The sequence below is a fragment of the Microbacterium sp. JAI119 genome, from assembly GCF_013410135.1.
GTDB classification, from domain to species: domain Bacteria; phylum Actinomycetota; class Actinomycetes; order Actinomycetales; family Microbacteriaceae; genus Microbacterium; species Microbacterium oxydans.
In genome coordinates this window covers 146,611-161,611 of sequence record NZ_JACCCK010000003.1, presented here as the reverse complement: position 1 = coordinate 161,611, position 15,001 = coordinate 146,611, and the positions used below count along the sequence as shown (strand labels likewise).

17 protein-coding genes are annotated in these 15,001 nt (G+C 70.0%); 9 read left to right on the top strand and 8 right to left on the bottom strand.

What is annotated here, in order from left to right; all coding sequences use genetic code 11:
* Positions 1–22 precede the first annotated feature (22 nt).
* From HDC31_RS15210 to HDC31_RS15195, 4 genes are read left to right on the top strand one after another with little or no spacing between them, the layout of a single operon-like run.
* Positions 23–805 (top strand): HesA/MoeB/ThiF family protein, encoded by a 783-nt coding sequence (locus HDC31_RS15210; protein ID WP_179516300.1) that lies wholly within the window; start codon positions 23–25, stop codon positions 803–805.
* On the top strand, positions 802–2,037 hold the full coding sequence (gene glp, locus HDC31_RS15205; RefSeq protein WP_179516299.1) for a gephyrin-like molybdotransferase Glp: 1,236 nt from the start codon (positions 802–804) through the stop codon (positions 2,035–2,037). Before HDC31_RS15210 ends, glp begins: the two co-directional genes overlap by 4 nt.
* Positions 2,034–2,546: a cyclic pyranopterin monophosphate synthase MoaC gene (moaC, locus tag HDC31_RS15200; protein WP_046746789.1), complete on the top strand. Its 513-nt coding sequence runs from the start codon at positions 2,034–2,036 to the stop codon at positions 2,544–2,546. Before glp ends, moaC begins: the two co-directional genes overlap by 4 nt.
* The gene (locus HDC31_RS15195) at positions 2,543–2,776 is read left to right on the top strand and encodes a MoaD/ThiS family protein (protein WP_046746788.1); all 234 of its coding nucleotides are present in this window, start codon (positions 2,543–2,545) and stop codon (positions 2,774–2,776) included. The genes moaC and HDC31_RS15195 overlap by 4 nt, the downstream gene beginning before the upstream one ends.
* A 117-nt stretch (positions 2,777–2,893) precedes the next feature.
* On the opposite strand, the gene HDC31_RS15190 is transcribed toward HDC31_RS15195, so the two are convergent.
* The 5 genes from HDC31_RS15190 to HDC31_RS15170 form a co-directional block, all read right to left on the bottom strand.
* On the bottom strand, positions 2,894–3,328 hold the full coding sequence (locus tag HDC31_RS15190; protein WP_113680551.1) for a molybdenum cofactor biosynthesis protein MoaE: 435 nt from the start codon (positions 3,326–3,328) through the stop codon (positions 2,894–2,896).
* The gene (locus HDC31_RS15185) at positions 3,325–3,813 is read right to left on the bottom strand and encodes a molybdenum cofactor biosynthesis protein B (protein ID WP_058632003.1); all 489 of its coding nucleotides are present in this window, start codon (positions 3,811–3,813) and stop codon (positions 3,325–3,327) included. Before HDC31_RS15185 ends, HDC31_RS15190 begins: the two co-directional genes overlap by 4 nt.
* A gap of 41 nt (positions 3,814–3,854) precedes the next feature.
* Positions 3,855–5,537 carry a molybdopterin-dependent oxidoreductase gene (locus HDC31_RS15180; protein WP_179516298.1) on the bottom strand — a complete coding sequence of 561 codons (1,683 nt, stop codon included), beginning with the start codon at positions 5,535–5,537 and terminating at the stop codon, positions 3,855–3,857.
* Between the two features lie 95 nt (positions 5,538–5,632).
* Positions 5,633–5,920, bottom strand: a complete 288-nt coding sequence (locus HDC31_RS15175; protein WP_127011667.1) for a hypothetical protein — start codon at positions 5,918–5,920, stop codon at positions 5,633–5,635.
* A 61-nt stretch (positions 5,921–5,981) separates the two neighbouring features.
* A complete protein-coding gene (locus HDC31_RS15170) occupies positions 5,982–6,716 on the bottom strand; it encodes a GTP pyrophosphokinase family protein (RefSeq protein ID WP_046746784.1) in 735 nt (244 codons plus the stop codon).
* Positions 6,717–6,823: 107 nt separating this feature from the next.
* Between HDC31_RS15170 and HDC31_RS15165 the strand changes: the two genes are divergently transcribed.
* Positions 6,824–7,186, top strand: a complete 363-nt coding sequence (locus tag HDC31_RS15165; RefSeq protein WP_113680177.1) for a nuclear transport factor 2 family protein — start codon at positions 6,824–6,826, stop codon at positions 7,184–7,186.
* Positions 7,187–7,213: 27 nt separating this feature from the next.
* Here HDC31_RS15165 and HDC31_RS15160 read toward each other — a convergent pair whose 3' ends face one another.
* Complete coding sequence (locus HDC31_RS15160) at positions 7,214–8,320, bottom strand: VanZ family protein (RefSeq protein ID WP_113680178.1); 1,107 nt, start codon at positions 8,318–8,320, stop codon at positions 7,214–7,216.
* An 84-nt stretch (positions 8,321–8,404) separates the two neighbouring features.
* Here HDC31_RS15160 and HDC31_RS15155 point away from each other — a divergent pair, with 84 nt between their 5' ends.
* Together HDC31_RS15155 and HDC31_RS20330 are read left to right on the top strand one after the other, a co-directional pair.
* Positions 8,405–10,525: an APC family permease gene (locus tag HDC31_RS15155; RefSeq protein WP_218867851.1), complete on the top strand. Its 2,121-nt coding sequence runs from the start codon at positions 8,405–8,407 to the stop codon at positions 10,523–10,525.
* A 31-nt stretch (positions 10,526–10,556) separates the two neighbouring features.
* The gene (locus tag HDC31_RS20330) at positions 10,557–10,685 is read left to right on the top strand and encodes a hypothetical protein (protein ID WP_257022224.1); all 129 of its coding nucleotides are present in this window, start codon (positions 10,557–10,559) and stop codon (positions 10,683–10,685) included.
* 6 nt (positions 10,686–10,691) lie between these two features.
* On the opposite strand, the gene HDC31_RS15150 is transcribed toward HDC31_RS20330, so the two are convergent.
* Complete coding sequence (locus HDC31_RS15150; RefSeq protein ID WP_179516297.1) at positions 10,692–12,098, bottom strand: PLP-dependent aminotransferase family protein; 1,407 nt, start codon at positions 12,096–12,098, stop codon at positions 10,692–10,694.
* Between HDC31_RS15150 and HDC31_RS15145 the strand changes: the two genes are divergently transcribed.
* Both HDC31_RS15145 and HDC31_RS15140 read left to right on the top strand, forming a co-directional pair.
* Positions 12,097–13,059 carry a DMT family transporter gene (locus HDC31_RS15145; RefSeq protein WP_179516296.1) on the top strand — a complete coding sequence of 321 codons (963 nt, stop codon included), beginning with the start codon at positions 12,097–12,099 and terminating at the stop codon, positions 13,057–13,059. The genes HDC31_RS15150 and HDC31_RS15145 overlap by 2 nt on opposite strands.
* A complete protein-coding gene (locus HDC31_RS15140) occupies positions 13,059–13,667 on the top strand; it encodes an FMN-binding negative transcriptional regulator (RefSeq protein ID WP_113680939.1) in 609 nt (202 codons plus the stop codon). Before HDC31_RS15145 ends, HDC31_RS15140 begins: the two co-directional genes overlap by 1 nt.
* Positions 13,668–13,740: 73 nt before the next feature.
* Here the strand turns inward: HDC31_RS15140 and HDC31_RS15135 are convergent, their stop codons facing one another.
* A complete protein-coding gene (locus HDC31_RS15135) occupies positions 13,741–14,904 on the bottom strand; it encodes an SLC13 family permease (protein ID WP_113680940.1) in 1,164 nt (387 codons plus the stop codon).
* Positions 14,905–15,001: the final 97 nt, after the last annotated feature.

Sequence of the window (15,001 nt, the reverse complement as noted above, 5' to 3'; positions counted from 1 at the left end):
GGAGCGGGCATACGCTGAACCCATGCAGCCTCTCGTCGCCCCTGCCGCCGCGCTGGCGCCGGAAGAACTCGTCCGCACTGCGCGGCATGCGGTCCTCACCGGCATCGGCGAGGAAGGCCAGCGCCGCCTGAGCGCGGCTCGTGTCACCGTCGTCGGCGCGGGCGGGCTCGGCTCCCCCGTGCTGCTCGCCCTCGCCGCCGCGGGGGTCGGCACGCTCACCGTGATCGACGACGACGTGGTGGAGCTCACCAACCTGCAGCGTCAGCTCGCCCATCGGGTGGAGGACATCGGTGCCGCGAAGACCGCATCCGCCGCGCGCGCGATCGCGTCTCTCGCCCCGCAGACCGTCGTGCACCCGGTGTTCGAACGCCTCGACAGCGCCAACGCCGAGCGGCTCCTCGCGGGCGCCGATCTCGTGGTCGACACGAGCGACTCGTTCGCGACCCGCCGGGATGTGGCCGCTGCGGCCGAGGAGCTCGGACTCCCGCTCGTGTGGGGTGCCGTGCAGGAGTGGCACGCGCAGGTCACTGTCTTCTGGTCGACCCCGCCGCAGGGAGAGTCGGTGGTGCTCGCGGACCTCTTCCCGCTGGGCACCGAGGGCGAGCCACCCAGCTGTGCCCAGGTCGGGGTGCTCGGGGCGCTGTGCGTGCAGGTGGGCGGGATGTTGGCCGGCGAGGTGATCAAGCTCGTCACCGGCGCCGGTGAACCGCTGCTCGGGCGGCTCGCGATGATCGATGCGCTGACCTCCCGGCAGCACGAGATCTCGATCCGCCCGGCATCCACAGCATCGGGGGTGTCGGCATGAGCGGCCGCCGCACGGTCGAGGAGCAGCTCTCCCGCGTGCTCGACGCGGTTCGCGTCGTCGAGCAGGTCACGCTCCCGGTGGCGGATGCCGCAGGACGCACACTCGCCGCACCCGCCGCGGCCGCCCACGACATCCCCCTGTTCGACAACTCCGCGATGGACGGGTTCGCGGTGCGCGGTGCGGACGTCGCGTCGGCCTCCGAGCAGAACCCGGTGACGCTGCGTGTGGTCGCCGACCTCCCTGCCGGCGTCGCCCTCGACCCGGCGCTCGGCCCTGGCGAAACCGCCCGCATCATGACCGGTTCTCCCACGCCCACCGATGCCGACGTGATCGTGCCTTTCGAGGACACGGCCGGTGGCCTCGCCGACTCCCTCGGAGAGGTGACGGTGCTGCGCGCCCCCGCCAGGCCCGGCGTGTTCGTACGCCGGCGCGGTGCCGACCTGCACGCAGGCGATGAGGTCGTGCACGCGGGTGAACGCCTCGGGCCCTTCCAGCTCGCCGCAGCGGTCGCCGCGGGCGTCGAGGCGGTCTCGGTCACCCGTGCGCCTCGCGTGGTCGTGGTGTCGACCGGAAGCGAACTGCTCGGACCGGGAGACGCACCGGTGCGCGGGCGCATCCCCGACTCGAACGGCCCCCTGCTCCAGCAGCTGGTCGCCGACGCCGACGCCGAGGTCGTTCTGGTCGCGCGCGTTCCCGACGAGCCCGAGGCCGTCGGAGCCGTCACCGCCGAAGCCATGGCCCTCGGCGCGGACGTGATCGTCTTCACCGGCGGCGTGAGCGCAGGCGCCTACGAGCCCGTGCGCGGGGCCTTCGACGGCGGCGGACAGGTCGAGTTCAGCGCGGTCGCGATGCAGCCGGGCAAGCCTCAGGCCTTCGGGGTGATCGAGGGCGGGTGCCTGGTGTTCGGCCTGCCGGGCAACCCCGTCAGCGTCGCCGTGTCGTTCGAGGTGTTCGTGCGACCCGCGCTGCTCGCGATGCAGGGACGGAGCGAGATCCACCGCCCGCATGCGCCGTTCACCGCGGATGCCTCGTGGACGCCTCCCCCTAGCCGCCGCCAGTATCTTCCCGCCGTCGTCGACCTCGCCGCGCGCACCGTGCGTCCGGCGACCGCGGGCGGATCGGGATCCCACCTCGCCGGAGGCCTCGCTCGCGCGCACGCGTTCGCGATCGTGCCGGCCGAGGTCGAGACGGTCGCCGTCGGCGACGTGATCGATGTCATGCTGGTCGGATGAGTTTCCCTCACCTCGACGCGGCCGGCCGCGCGCACATGGTCGACGTGACCGCGAAGCAGCCGACCGTCCGCACCGCCACCGCCCGCGGCTTCGTGCGCTGCAGCACCGATGTGATCGCCGCCCTGCGCGACGGGACGATGCCGAAGGGCGACGTGCTCGCCGTGGCACGCATCGCGGGTATCCAGGCGGCCAAGTCCACCCCTGCGCTGCTGCCGCTGGCACACGTGATCGGGGTGCACCGGGCGAGCGTCGACCTCGAGATCGTCGACGACGGCGTGCGCATCGAGGCCACGGTGGGCACCGCCGATCGCACCGGTGTGGAGATGGAGGCGCTCACCGCCGTGTCGGTCACCGCTCTGGCGGTCGTCGACATGATCAAGGGCATGGACCGCGCCGTGGTGATCGAGGACGTGCGCATCGTGGCGAAGTCGGGTGGGCGCTCCGGCGACTGGGTGCGTCCCGGCGAAGCATCTCCCGGAGAGACCCACGCCGATGGAGACGCCCGATGACTCGGGTGCGCTACTTCGCCGCGGCCGCGGAGGCTGCCGGTGTCGACTCCGAGGAGCGCGCGGAGACGACACTCGTCGCGCTGCGCACCGCCGTGGTCGCCGAGCATCCGGCGCTGGCCGACATCCTTCCGCGCTGCGCCGTCATGGTCGATGGAGTGCGCAGCGACGACGACCTCGCCCTCGACGACGCCGAGCTCATCGACGTTCTCCCGCCCTTCGCCGGCGGCTGACCGCACGCGACCTGCCGCGTCTGCTGGTCACATGCATGACCAGGGGACACCTGCATGATCGCTGGGCGGCGTTTCCTCCGGCAGACGTCAAAAGCTCATGCAAGTGCCGCGACGGAGTCAGCCGCCGATGCCCTTCCACGACGAGGTCCCGTCGACCTCGAGCTGACGCTTCCACACGGGGAGGTCGCTCTTGATCGCCTCGATGACCGCTCGGCACACCTCGAACGCCTCGGCACGGTGTTCGGAGGCGACCGCGATCACGACAGCCGCATCGCCCACATCGAGCCGCCCGATGCGATGACTCACCGCCACCACGGCAGGGGCTTCGGATCCGGCCCCCGCTTCGGCAGCGATGCTTCGCAGCGCGGCTTCGGCATCGGGATGGGCGCTGTACTCCAGCCCGACGACCGGCGTCTCGGCATCCGGGTCGTTGTCGCGCACCCGGCCGACGAAGGTGGTCACCGCGCCGAGTCGAGGGTCTTCGACCGCGGCGAGGTGCGCGTCGAGGTCGAGGCGCACCTCCGTCACCGCAGCGATTCGTACGTCGTTCATGAGTGGTCTCCGCCCTCCACCTGGTCCAGGATGTGCCCGGCGACGCCGAGCACCACGGGTACGCCGGAGGCCACGGCTCGCGTGGATCCGGGCAGGTTCACCACGAGCATCCCCGCGGGATCGACGATGCCGGCGAGACCGCGCGACAAGATCGAGAGCGGGGTGTCGGCGAGTCCGCTGCGACGCAGCTCCTCCGCGACCCCCGGGATCTCCCTGGTGATCACGCGGCGGGTGCCCTCCGGCGTCAGGTCGCGCGGCCCGACACCGGTACCGCCGGTGGTCACGACCAGGCGGATACCGCGGGCGACGGCTCTGCGCAGGGCATCCGCCACCGAATCGATTCCGTCCGCCACGATCTCGGCGTCGGGGCAGTGCCATCCCGCGTCACGCAGCAGCCCCACCGCGATCGGGCCTCCCCGATCCTCACGCTCTCCCGAGAAGGATCGGTCGGAGACCGTGATCACGAGTGCGGGGAGCGGGCCCATGGCTCCCACCCTAGGCCCGCGAGGCCGGCTGTGCACCGGACTCAGTTGACCCGGATGAGCGAACGCTGCCATCCCGAAGATCCGTTCGGGGCGATGGGGGCGCGCTCCTCGATCTGCAGATCGCCGTTCTTGTTGACCGCGCGCACGGCGACGTAGTGCGTGCCGGGGGTGGCATCCCACTCCATGAACCACTGCACCCACGTGTCGTCGTTGATCGGAGCCGACAGCGTCGCCGGCATCCAGTCACCGTTGTCGATACTGACCTCGACGCGTTCGATCCCGACCGACTGGGCCCAGGCGACACCGGCGATCGGGATCTTCCCCGCCGCGACCGCCTCCCCGATCTTGGGAGTGTCGACGCGCGAGGCGAACTTGATCGGGGCCTCTGCGCTGTACCCGCGGGGCGTCCAGTACGCCTCGTCCTTGTCGAAGGTCGTGACCTTCAGCTCGGTGAGCCACTTGGTCGCCGACACGTAGCCGTAGAGCCCTGGCACCACCATCCGCACCGGGAAGCCGTGCTCGAGGGGCAGCGGCTCTCCGTTCATGCCGACCGCCAGGATCGCATCGAGGTTGTCGTCGGTGAGCGCCGAGAGCGGCGTGCTCGCGGTATAGCCGTCGACGCTGCGCGAGAGCACCATGTCGGCCCCGGATTTCACGCCCGCCTTCTTCAACACGTCGCGCAACGGCACTCCGAGCCACTTCGCGTTGCCGACGAGCTCGCCGCCGACCTCGTTCGACACGCAGGTGAGCGTGATCGCGTACTCGTCGAGGCCCATGTCGAGGAGGTCCTGGAAGCTCATCTCCACGCGCTGGTCGACCATACCGTCGATCACGAGTCGCCAGGTGTCCGGGTCGATCGAGGGGACCGTGAGCGCGGTGTCGACGCGGTAGAAGTCCTTGTTGGGGGTGAAGAGCTTGCTGAGGCCCGGGATGTCGAGCTCCGCACCCTGCGGCACCGTGACCCTGGTCTTCGGGGTGGGGAGCTTGAGCGCGCCGCGGATCGCCTCCACCGATGACACGGCCATGCTCACCGTCCGTGCCGTGATCCCCACGACCAGTGCGGATGCTCCGGCGAGCGCGGCGAGGACGAAGAATCGGCGTCGGTCGATGCCGGGTCGAGCGGGCTCGACATCCGCCGGCCCGACACCGCCGTCCTCCGGCTCGGCGATTACCGCGCCGGAGTCATGGGCACCGGCGGCTTGCGCCCCGGCGGTGCTGCCGGCTTGCGCCCCGGCGGTTCGGCCGGCTTCCCCGACGGCAGTGCGGGCGTCCCTCCACCCGCGCAGACGGCGGCTGAGGAGCACGAGGATGATCGACCCGGCGACGGTTCCGAGCACCGGAGGCAGGAAGGCCAGGGGCGACACGGCCGCCCTGGTCACGATGGCGGCCGTGGAGAGCACCCCGGCGACGACGAGTGCGATCACGCCGAGCGGCGGGCGCACGAACTGCAGGATGCCGGCGATCGCCGAGGCGATGAGCACAGCGAGCCCGAGTCCAGCCAGCAGAGCGATCTTGTCGTACTCGCCGAAGGTGGCGATCGCGAACTCCTTGAAGGGCTGCGGCACGATGTCGATCACGAACCCGCCGACCGCGAGGATCGGGCTGGCGGCACGCGCGAAGAGCAGCGCGAACAGCTCGGCCGTGGCGAGGAACACCCCGCCGCCGATCACACCGGCCAGGGCCGCCCAGACGAGGAACCTCTTGCCACTGCGGCGCTGCGCCATGATCGTCTCCTGTTCCACCGTCTCCGATGTGCTCCCCGCTTGTTCGGAGCGACGGCGAGATCGGATGTGACCGATCAGGAGTCGGTGTCCGCCGGTCAGAGACGACGCACGGTGATGGCCTCGCGTCCCTGGAACTGGCGCAGGGTGCGCATGCACCTCGAGCACAGGATCTCGACGCGACGCGGGTGGCCCTCGCCGCACACGCAGTCCACGGTGACACGCCACTTGGCCTTGCGTCCGCACGGCTGGTAGCCGTCGTCGTCGCCGTGGTCGCACTCGCATCGCTGCGACCCACGATCGATGCCGGGGAGGTCGTCGACGTCGAGTCGCTCGTCGACGGCGCGATCGGCTTTGACGGACAAGGCTTCCTGCGTTCTCACCACCTGCCGATGCTCCCAGGGCCGCCCCGTGGGCGCAACAGCGTCGCGCACGGGCGCGTCCCGGTCAGACTCCGACGACGCGGGGGCTCGAGGGTGCGTCCGGGGTGGACGTCGGAGCCGGAGGCGGCGGGGGCGCGAGCTGGCGCTGCGGCACCCCGTGCGCCTCACGGTGCAGGCGCTCCATGCGGCTGTCGAGCTCCGACGCCGCTTCCGCCGCATCAGAGAGGCTGTCGACGAGGTGCGAGGGCACCTGGTTGGAGAACTTGTAGTAGATCTTGTGCTCGAGGCTCGCCCAGAAGTCCATGGCTATCGTGCGGAACTGCACCTCGACCGGCACCGAGAGCGCACCTGTCGACAGGAAGACGGGCACCTCGATGATCGCGTGCAGGCTCTTGTAGCCGTTGGCCTTCGGGTGGGCGATGTAGTCCTTGACCGTGCGCACGGTGACATCGTCCTGTGCGGTGAGCAGGTCGAACAGCCGGTACACGTCGGCGACGAAGCTGCAGGTCACCCGCACGCCGGCGATGTCGGTGATGTCGGCACGGATACGGTCGAAGTCGGGCTCGTCGATGCCCTTCCTGGCAAGCTTCTCGACGATGCTGTCGGGCGACTTCAGACGGCTCTTCACGTGCTCGATGGGGTTGTACGCGTGGTCGTGCGTGAACTCGTCTCGCAGGATCGAGATCTTCGTCTCGACCTCGCGCATCCCGAACTCGTACTCGCGCAGGAACCGCTGCAGCTCGTCGCGCAGCTCGCGGGCCTGGTTGATCGTGTCCTCGGTGACGTGAACGGTCGTCATGTCCTCGACGTTACGGCTTCGTGATCGGAAACCGCTGTGGATCCCCGATGTCCCTACGGTTCTCAAACGGGTTGACGCGGCCTCGACCACGGCCTAGAACGGAGCACATGACGACAGCAGGCGAGGACTGGACCAGGGCCTACATCGAGGCGTGGAAGTCGAACGATCCGGAACGGATCGGGGCGCTCTTCACGCACGACGCCCGATACCTCACGAGTCCCGATTCGGAGCCGCGCGTCGGGCGCGAGGCGATCGTGTCGGGGTGGATCGAAGACGGCGATGAACCGGGGTCCTGGACGTTCGAGTGGGAGGTCCTCCACGAGGTCGACGGCTTCGTGGTCGTCCAGGGGCGCACGAAATACCCGGCCGAACGCGACTACCTCAACCTCTGGATCATCCGGCTCGCACCCGACGGGCGTGCGACCGAGTTCACCGAGTGGTACATGCCACGCCCCCACACAGAGAGTTGAGCGCGCGCACGCCGAACCACCGGTGCGTCATGCGTCGCGCGACGGGGAAGCGGAGGCGGGCGCGATCGGCGCAGAGCCCGCGGCATCCGCTCGCGCGTCGACGAGGTGCTGTCCGGAGGCGATGCCGGGAAGCCCGCGACCGTCGCGCGTCGTGAACGGCAGCACGATCGCGGCGAGGAACAATACGGCCGCCGCGAAACCGAAGAACCCGCCGGTCAGCTGCAGCGCGCTGATTCCGCCGATGCCGCCTGCCCAGCGCAGGAGCCGCGCGAACGGTGCGGGCAGGCGCGATCCCGCGTATCGGAGCTGCACCGCGATGTCGCCGACCGAGCGCCCGCTGATCAGGATCAGCGCCAGGAACAGAGCCGAAGGGGCGATGGTGGCGGCGGCGGATGCGAGGGTCCCGTCGAGCACCGCAGCGCGATCGTCCACGACGAACTCCAGCCACACCTGCACGGTCACACCGGCCGCCATGCTCAGGAACCCGTAGGCGAGGAAGTCGCACAGCATCACGAGCAGGCGACGCCCGCGGGTGACCGGACGGGGAAGATCGGCGTCCGGGCTCGCCTTCGCACCGCGCAGCGACCGCGGGACGAGGATCGCCACGATGCAGCCGATGACCGCACCCAGGGTATTCGTCATGAGGTCGCCCACATCGAAGAAGCGATACGCGCACGGGTAGACGCCCCACACCCCGGTCAACTGCGTCGTCTCGACCAGCAGCGACAGGCCGAAACCGGCGGCGAGCGCCGTAAGCATCCCACGGCCGGCGAGCACCCGGACGAAGAACCCGAGCGGGACGAACAGCAGCACGTTGAACACCAGCTGCAGCAGTGCCGGTTGACGCAGGGGGTTGCCCGGCGCCGCGAAGGCCTTCTGCACATCCCGCACGACCGACATCGGATCGGTGATCGCCCCGACGCAGCGGATCGTGTCGGGGTCGGGCAGCGGGAGCAGGGTGTAGGTCCAGATGGCCCAGAAGTAGATCAGCGCGGCGAGCCACAGCACGGTGCGACCGAGGCCGAGACGTCCGCGGCGGCGATAGCTGATCGCCACGAAGGGCACGAACAGGAGGATGCCGAAAGCCACCCCTATCGCGATCGCGATGAATCCGAGCAGCACCTGATCTTCCACCGCGTGCCAGTGTAGCTTTGCGCGTAAGGATTCCGTGAGGACCGCGCCATCCCACCGTAGGGATTCCGTGAGGATGGCGTGAGGATGCCATCAGGAGGCGTAGTGTCGCCGGACGTGTCAGACGAAAACAGGGAGGGCGCGGAAGCACCGCCGCGCGCCAAACGCATCCTCATCGGCGAACCGCTGACGAGCCAGCAGGTCGACGACCAGCTGCTCCCGAAGCGGATGGCTCTGCCGATCTTCGCGTCCGACGCCCTCAGCTCTGTGGCTTACGCCCCGCAGGAGCTCGTGATGATCCTGCTGATCGGCGGGCTCACCTTCCTGTCGTTCACGCCGCTCGTCGCGGGCGCCGTCGTGGTGCTGCTGGTCGTGGTCGTGCTCAGCTACCGCCAGCTCATCAAGGCCTACCCGTCGGGCGGCGGTGACTACGAGGTCGCGTCGAAGAACCTCGGCGAGATCCCCGGCGTGATCGTTGCTGCGGCCCTCCTGGTCGACTACGTGCTGACCGTCGCCGTGTCGGTCGCCTCCGGTGTCGACAACATCATCTCGGCGGTGCCCGGTCTCGACCCGTTCCGCGTGGAACTCGCCGTCGGCTTCGTGATCCTCATCATCGTGGTGAACCTGCGTGGCGTGCGCGAGGCGTCTCTGGTCTTCGCGATCCCGACGTACGTGTTCATCGGGTCGGTCGGCATCATGATCGTCACCGGACTCATCCGCACCTTCCTCGGCGATGCCCCCGTGGCCTCGAGCCACGATTTCAGCGTGCAGGCGGAGAGCCTCGGCCAGGCGGCCGTGATCCTGCTGATCCTGCGCGCGTTCTCGAGCGGATGCTCGGCCCTCACCGGTGTCGAGGCCGTCTCGAACGGGGTGCCCGCCTTCCGCGCCCCGAAGATCCGCAACGCCCAGTCGACCCTCGTGCTGATGGGCAGCATCGCCGCGTGCCTGTTCGCCGGTCTGACCGCGCTCGCCCTCATCACGGGTGTGCACTACGCCGAGAACCCGTGCGACCTGGTCGGCTTCGACTGCACGAACCCGCAGCCGAGCCTCATGGCGCAGATCGCCGCCGCGACGTTCGGCGGAGGCAGCATCCCCTTCTTCATCATCCAGGCCGCCACCGCGTGCGTGCTGCTGCTCGCGGCGAACACCGCGTTCAACGGCTTCCCGCTGCTGGGGGCCGTGCTCGCGCGTGACGGCTACGCGCCCAAGTCGCTCAACACCCGCGGCGACCGCCTGGTGTTCTCGAACGGCATGATCCTGCTCGGCATCGGCGCCATCGTGGTGCTCCTGGTGTTCCAGGCGAAGCTGACCACGCTGATCCAGCTGTACATCATCGGGGTGTTCGTGTCGTTCTCGCTCGGCCAGATCGGCATGGTGCGGCACTGGCGACGCGTGCTGCGCGGGCCGACGGAGGACAAGGCCGGCCCGGGGATCGACGGCGCATCGGCCGCGGACCGCCGCTCGGCGAAGGTCGGGCTCATCATCAACTCCACCGGTGCCGTGATGACCGTGCTGGTGCTCGTCATCGTGACGATCACGAAGTTCACGCACGGTGCGTATCTGGTGTTCTTCGCGATCCCGATCCTCGCCTTCCTGATGCTGGGCGTGAAGCGGTACTACCGCGATGTCGAACACGAGATCGCGATCGACGACACCACGAAGTTCGGCGCGACCGGCGACCTGGCGATCGTGCTCGTCAACCGTCTGCAGAAGCCCGTCGTGAAGGCCATCGACTACGCGATCGCGGCGAAGCACGGCAAGACCCTCGCGGTGCACGTGGCCGTGGCCTCCGACGACGCGGCGCAACTGCAGAAGGACTGGGCCGACCATCTGGTGCCGATCCCGCTCGTGATCGTCGAGTCGCCGTATCGCTCGTTCGCGCAGCCGGTGACGCAGTTCATCAAGCAGTACCGCGAGAAGCACGGCTCGTCCGTCGTGACCGTGTACCTGCCGCAGTACATCGTGGGCCACTGGTGGGAGTCGTTCCTGCACAACCGTCGCGCCCGCCGGCTCGCCAACCAGCTCATGCTCGTGCACGGGGTGTCGATCACGCTGGTCCCGTGGCTGCTCGACTCGTCGGAGCTCATCTACGGTCGCCGCTCCCGTCCGCTGCCCGGTCAGGAGCGGGGCGGTCGCCCGGTGGTCGTCAGCGGTCGGCGTGCGCACCGTCCCGCTGGTCCACCCCAGGACGGCGTGCCCGAAGCGTGAACTCTTCGGGGCGGATCGCGCAATACAGAGTATGAGCACTCTCGACGACGCGATCTTCCGCCCGGCCCTCGATCCTGCCTCGGTCTCGCTACCGAAGACGACCTCGGTGGATCTCACCTGGCTCTGGGCCGACCTGGGCGCGAAGCCCGAACAGCGCTGAACGCCCTCAGGCTCCGTCGAGCACGGCACCCAGGATGACGGCGGCCTCGGAGAAGCGGGCAGGGTCGGCGTTGGCATAGTTGAGTCGCACGTAGGAACCGGACGGTTCGGCCGGGAACCACTCCGACCCCGGCGCGATGATGAGCCCGCGCACCTCGCACTCGCGCACGACCTGCACGACATCCGTCCCGTCGGGCAGCCGTACCCACAGGTTGAGGCCCCCCGCCGGAACGCCCTCGACGTGCGCGGAGGGTGCGTGCGTCGCCAGGCTCGCGAGCAGCAGGTCGCGGCGCGCGCGCAGGTGCTCCCGGAATCCGCGGAGGTGCGTGCGCCACGCGGGCTGGGTGACCACGTCGAGCGCGGCGGCCTGCAGCAACCCGCTCACGTACATGGACTCGGCCGCCCGATCGGCGAGGATGCGATCCCGTGCCGGGCCGCGCGCGATCACGGCGGCGACGCGCAGGGCGGGCGAGGCGCTCTTGGTGAGCGAGCGCAGGTAGACCACGTGGCCGTCGTCGTCGGACGCGACGATCGGACGCGGGTCGGCATCGATCCCCAGGTCGTGCGCCCAGTCGTCTTCGATCAGGAAAGCTCCGTGGCGGCGGACCGTCTCGAGCACGGCCTCCCGCGTGGCAAGCGGCCACTGCGCCCCGGTCGGATTCGCGAACGTCGGCTGCGCGTAGAACGCCCGAGCCCCGGTCTGCGCGAACGCCCGCTCGATGTCGTCGGGATCGGGGCCGTGCGCGCCGGAGGGGATCGGCACCAGCGTCACACCGGCCTGCGCCGCGGCGAGCAGCGCGCCCCAGTACGTCGGCGACTCGATCAGCAGCGGTTGCCCGACGCCCACGACCGCGCGGAAGATCGAACTGAGCCCGCTCTGGCTTCCCGAGATGATGAGCGCGTCCCGCGCGGAGGCCGGCGTGATGCCGACGGGAGCGGCGGATGCGAGCTCGCCGGCGAACCAGGCCTGCAGCTCCGGAAGACCTGCAGCGGGGGAACGGGTCAGTGCCGCGTCCGAGCGGGCCGCGCGCACGAGCGCCTGCCGCACGAGCCGCTCCGGCAACAGGTCGACCGAGGGATAGCCCGAGTGCATACCGATCGCGTCGGGGGCGACAGTGCGCTGCGTCGACGACAGGCCGATGAGGCCCGTGGGCGCCGTGCCGAGGGCAGCCGTCTGCCAGCCGTAGTCGACCGAGCGGGCACGCGGCACGGCACGAACGAACGTCCCCGCTCCGGGTCGCGACTCGACCAGGCCGAGTCGGACGAGCTGCTGCATCGCCTTCTGCACCGTCACCGGGCTCGCCCCGTACTCGGCCATGAGGGCCCGGTTCGATGGCACCCGTGCACCGGGCGACGCCGAGGCGATCCACGCGCGCACGCCGGCGACGATGCGGTCACTGCTATCCTGACTCATGAAAGTAGACAGTAGCGTTATCGCCTCGCGATCGACAGTGCTATCGACGCGCGCCGGCCTGTGGTGGGGGCTCCTGGGCGTTCTCGCCTTCTCCTTCACCCTCCCGTTCACGCGCATCGCGATCGGCGGGCTCACCCCGCTCTTCATCGGATCCGGCCGCGCGGTCATCGCCGCCCTCCTCGCCGGGATCGCCCTGGCCGCGACCCGCCAGCGGACACCGACCGGACGGCAATGGGCACGCCTCGCGATCGTCGCCGGCGGAGTGGTGGCCGGGTTCCCCCTGCTCACCTCCTTCGCGATGACCACGACCCCCGCCAGCCACGGCGCCGTCGTGATCGGCCTGCTTCCCGCCGCGACCGCGGTCGCCGTGGTGCTCCGCACCGGGGAACGCCCCGCCCGATCCTTCTGGGTGTTCGCGCTCCTCGGCGCCGTCGCCGCGGTCGCTTTCGCCGCACTGCAGAACGGCGGGCTCGGCTCCCTCACCGGAGCAGACCTGCTGCTGTTCGGTGCCGTCGTCGCCGCGGCGATCGGATACGCGGAGGGAGGACTGCTCGCCCGCGAGCTCGGCTCCTGGCAGACCATCTCCTGGGCGTTGATCGTCGCTGCTCCGCTGATGGCCGTGCTGACCGTGGTGGCAGCGGTCCAGCAGCCTCCCGCAGCGACCCCCGTGCAGTGGCTGGCGTTCACGTACCTCGCTGCGGTGAGCATGTTCCTCGGCTTCTTCGCCTGGTACCGCGGTCTCGCGATCGGGCCGATGGCACAGGTGAGCCAGATCCAGCTCGTCCAGCCCGTGATGAGCATCGCCTGGGCTGCACTCCTGCTGCACGAGCCGATCGGCTGGGCCACCGCGGTCGGCGGATTCACCGTGATCGCGTGCGCCGCGCTCGCGGTGCGCACCCGGCTGATCGGTCACCCGACAACCACCCGCCGCACGCCCACGCCCCACACGAAGGAGTCCTGATGCGTCACACACCCCGCTACCTGATGACCGACCCCGTCGAGGTGAAGCGCCTGATCCGCGGCAACCCCTGGGCGACGTTCGTCTCCCCGACGAGCACGGGACTCATCGCCTCGCACTACCCCACGCTGCTGGTCGAGGACGAGGACGACATCGTGATAGCGAGCCACTTCGGACGGCCGGATGAGCAACTCCACGAACTCGGTCGGCACGAGATACTCGTGATCATCCAGGGACCGCATGATTACGTGTCGCCGAGCCTCTACGCGCCCGGCGACCTGGTGCCGACCTGGAACCACGTCACCGCGCACCTCTACGGCATCCCCGAGATCCTCAGCGAGGAGGAGAACTACGCCATGCTCACGCGGCTGACCGACCACTTCGAGGACCACCGGGCGCACGGCCGCCACCTGTCGGAAGACGAGGAGGGCACACGACGAGCGGCGAAGGGGACGGTCGGTCTGCGGATGCGCGTCGCCCGGTTCGACGCCCGCGCCAAACTCAGCCAGAACAAGTCACCTGAGGTGCGAGAGCGCATCACCGCGCAGTTCACCGAGACCAACGCGGCCCTCGCGTCCGAGATGCGTCGGGTCGGCGAGGCTCCCCGCTGACCGGGTCGTGACACTAGTCACCCCAGCCGGTGGCACGATGTCGACCCTGAGCCTGACGCGGCAGGTGAGCGGGCTAGCCCGCGACCAGCATCAGCACGAGCACCGCGGCGAGCACGGTCGGGACGGCGGCCACCACGCCCCACAGCATGAAGCGGCTCCACCGGATCGTCACGCCCAGCGCGACGATCCGGTTGTGCCAGAGCAGCGTCGCGAGCGATGCCCACGGGGTGATGAGCGGGCCGATGTTCACGCCGATCAGCAGGGCCATCAGGGCGACGGGATCACCGGCGGCAGGCTCGAGCACGAGGTACGCCGGGAGGTTGTTGATCGCGTTGGCGCTCACGGCCCCGAGCGCGGCCAGCCGGAACAGGTCGCCGGGAGAGTCGCCGCTCGCGGTGGGCGAGGTCAGGAAGTCGAGCAGCCCCTGCGCGTGCGCGGCCTCGACCAGCACGAACAGCGACGCGGCGAGCGCGATCGCCTGCCACGGGACGAGCGAGAGCCGCAGGGCGCGGCGTCGACGGACGGCGAAGAGCACGATCAACGCGAGAGCCGCGACCGTGGCCGGGATCCACACGTCGTGGGTGAGCGCGAGCAGCGGCATCAGCACGAGGAGGATGCCGGTGGCGCTCCAGAACAGCGTCGGATCGGCCGGCCGCCGCGGCACGGGCGTCTCATACGCACCGAAGACCGTGCGCCGATGCAGGACGGTGAGGATCGCGACCGGTACCAGGATCCCCACGAGCGTGGGCGCCCAGCTCAGCGCGATGAACGCCCCTGGCCCTTCCCCCATGGCGGGCGCGGCGAGCAGGTTCGTGAGGTTCGAGACCGGCAGCGCGAGAGATGCCGTGTTGGCGAGCCAGACGGTGGCCAGGGCGAACGGCAACGGGGAGACGCCGATGCTCTGCGCCAGCACGACGACCACCGGGGTGACGATCACGGCAGTGGTGTCGAGCGAGAGGAACACGGTGCTCACCACGGCGAGCACGACCACCAACGCCCACAGCACCGTGACGCGGCCCCGGCCCCAGCGTGCGAGACGCTGGGAGACGACGTCGAACACCGCCGCGTCGCGGGCGAGCTCGGCGACGATCGTGATCGCGACGACGAACCCCAGCACGGGTGCGATCCGTTCGCCGAGCGCACCGGCATCGGCCCGCGGCAGGAACCCCGTGAGCACGCACACGAGCGCCGCGACCACGAGGGCGGCGACGATCCACGTCCCGGTCCCGATGCGCATCCTTCTGATTCCCACCTCGTGAGCATAGGGCCCAACCGTGAGCAACCCGCATGCATCGGGGCGGAGGGCGTAGGGGAAGCGTGAGGATCGCGGCGAT

Bases quoted from the DNA above. Each gene is read 5' to 3' on its own strand.
- HDC31_RS15210 (WP_179516300.1), top strand. From the start codon at position 23: ATGCAGCCTCTCGTCGCCCCTGCCGCCGCGCTGGCGCCGGAAGAACTC.
- glp (WP_179516299.1), top strand. From the start codon at position 802: ATGAGCGGCCGCCGCACGGTCGAGGAGCAGCTCTCCCGCGTGCTCGAC.
- moaC (WP_046746789.1), top strand. From the start codon at position 2,034: ATGAGTTTCCCTCACCTCGACGCGGCCGGCCGCGCGCACATGGTCGAC.
- HDC31_RS15195 (WP_046746788.1), top strand. From the start codon at position 2,543: ATGACTCGGGTGCGCTACTTCGCCGCGGCCGCGGAGGCTGCCGGTGTC.
- HDC31_RS15190 (WP_113680551.1), bottom strand. From the start codon at position 3,328: ATGAACGACGTACGAATCGCTGCGGTGACGGAGGTGCGCCTCGACCTC.
- HDC31_RS15185 (WP_058632003.1), bottom strand. From the start codon at position 3,813: ATGGGCCCGCTCCCCGCACTCGTGATCACGGTCTCCGACCGATCCTTC.
- HDC31_RS15180 (WP_179516298.1), bottom strand. From the start codon at position 5,537: ATGGCGCAGCGCCGCAGTGGCAAGAGGTTCCTCGTCTGGGCGGCCCTG.
- HDC31_RS15170 (WP_046746784.1), bottom strand. From the start codon at position 6,716: ATGACGACCGTTCACGTCACCGAGGACACGATCAACCAGGCCCGCGAG.
- HDC31_RS15165 (WP_113680177.1), top strand. From the start codon at position 6,824: ATGACGACAGCAGGCGAGGACTGGACCAGGGCCTACATCGAGGCGTGG.
- HDC31_RS15155 (WP_218867851.1), top strand. From the start codon at position 8,405: ATGCCATCAGGAGGCGTAGTGTCGCCGGACGTGTCAGACGAAAACAGG.
- HDC31_RS20330 (WP_257022224.1), top strand. From the start codon at position 10,557: ATGAGCACTCTCGACGACGCGATCTTCCGCCCGGCCCTCGATCCTGCC.
- HDC31_RS15145 (WP_179516296.1), top strand. From the start codon at position 12,097: ATGAAAGTAGACAGTAGCGTTATCGCCTCGCGATCGACAGTGCTATCG.
- HDC31_RS15150 (WP_179516297.1), bottom strand. From the start codon at position 12,098: ATGAGTCAGGATAGCAGTGACCGCATCGTCGCCGGCGTGCGCGCGTGG.
- HDC31_RS15140 (WP_113680939.1), top strand. From the start codon at position 13,059: ATGCGTCACACACCCCGCTACCTGATGACCGACCCCGTCGAGGTGAAG.
- HDC31_RS15135 (WP_113680940.1), bottom strand. From the start codon at position 14,904: ATGCGCATCGGGACCGGGACGTGGATCGTCGCCGCCCTCGTGGTCGCG.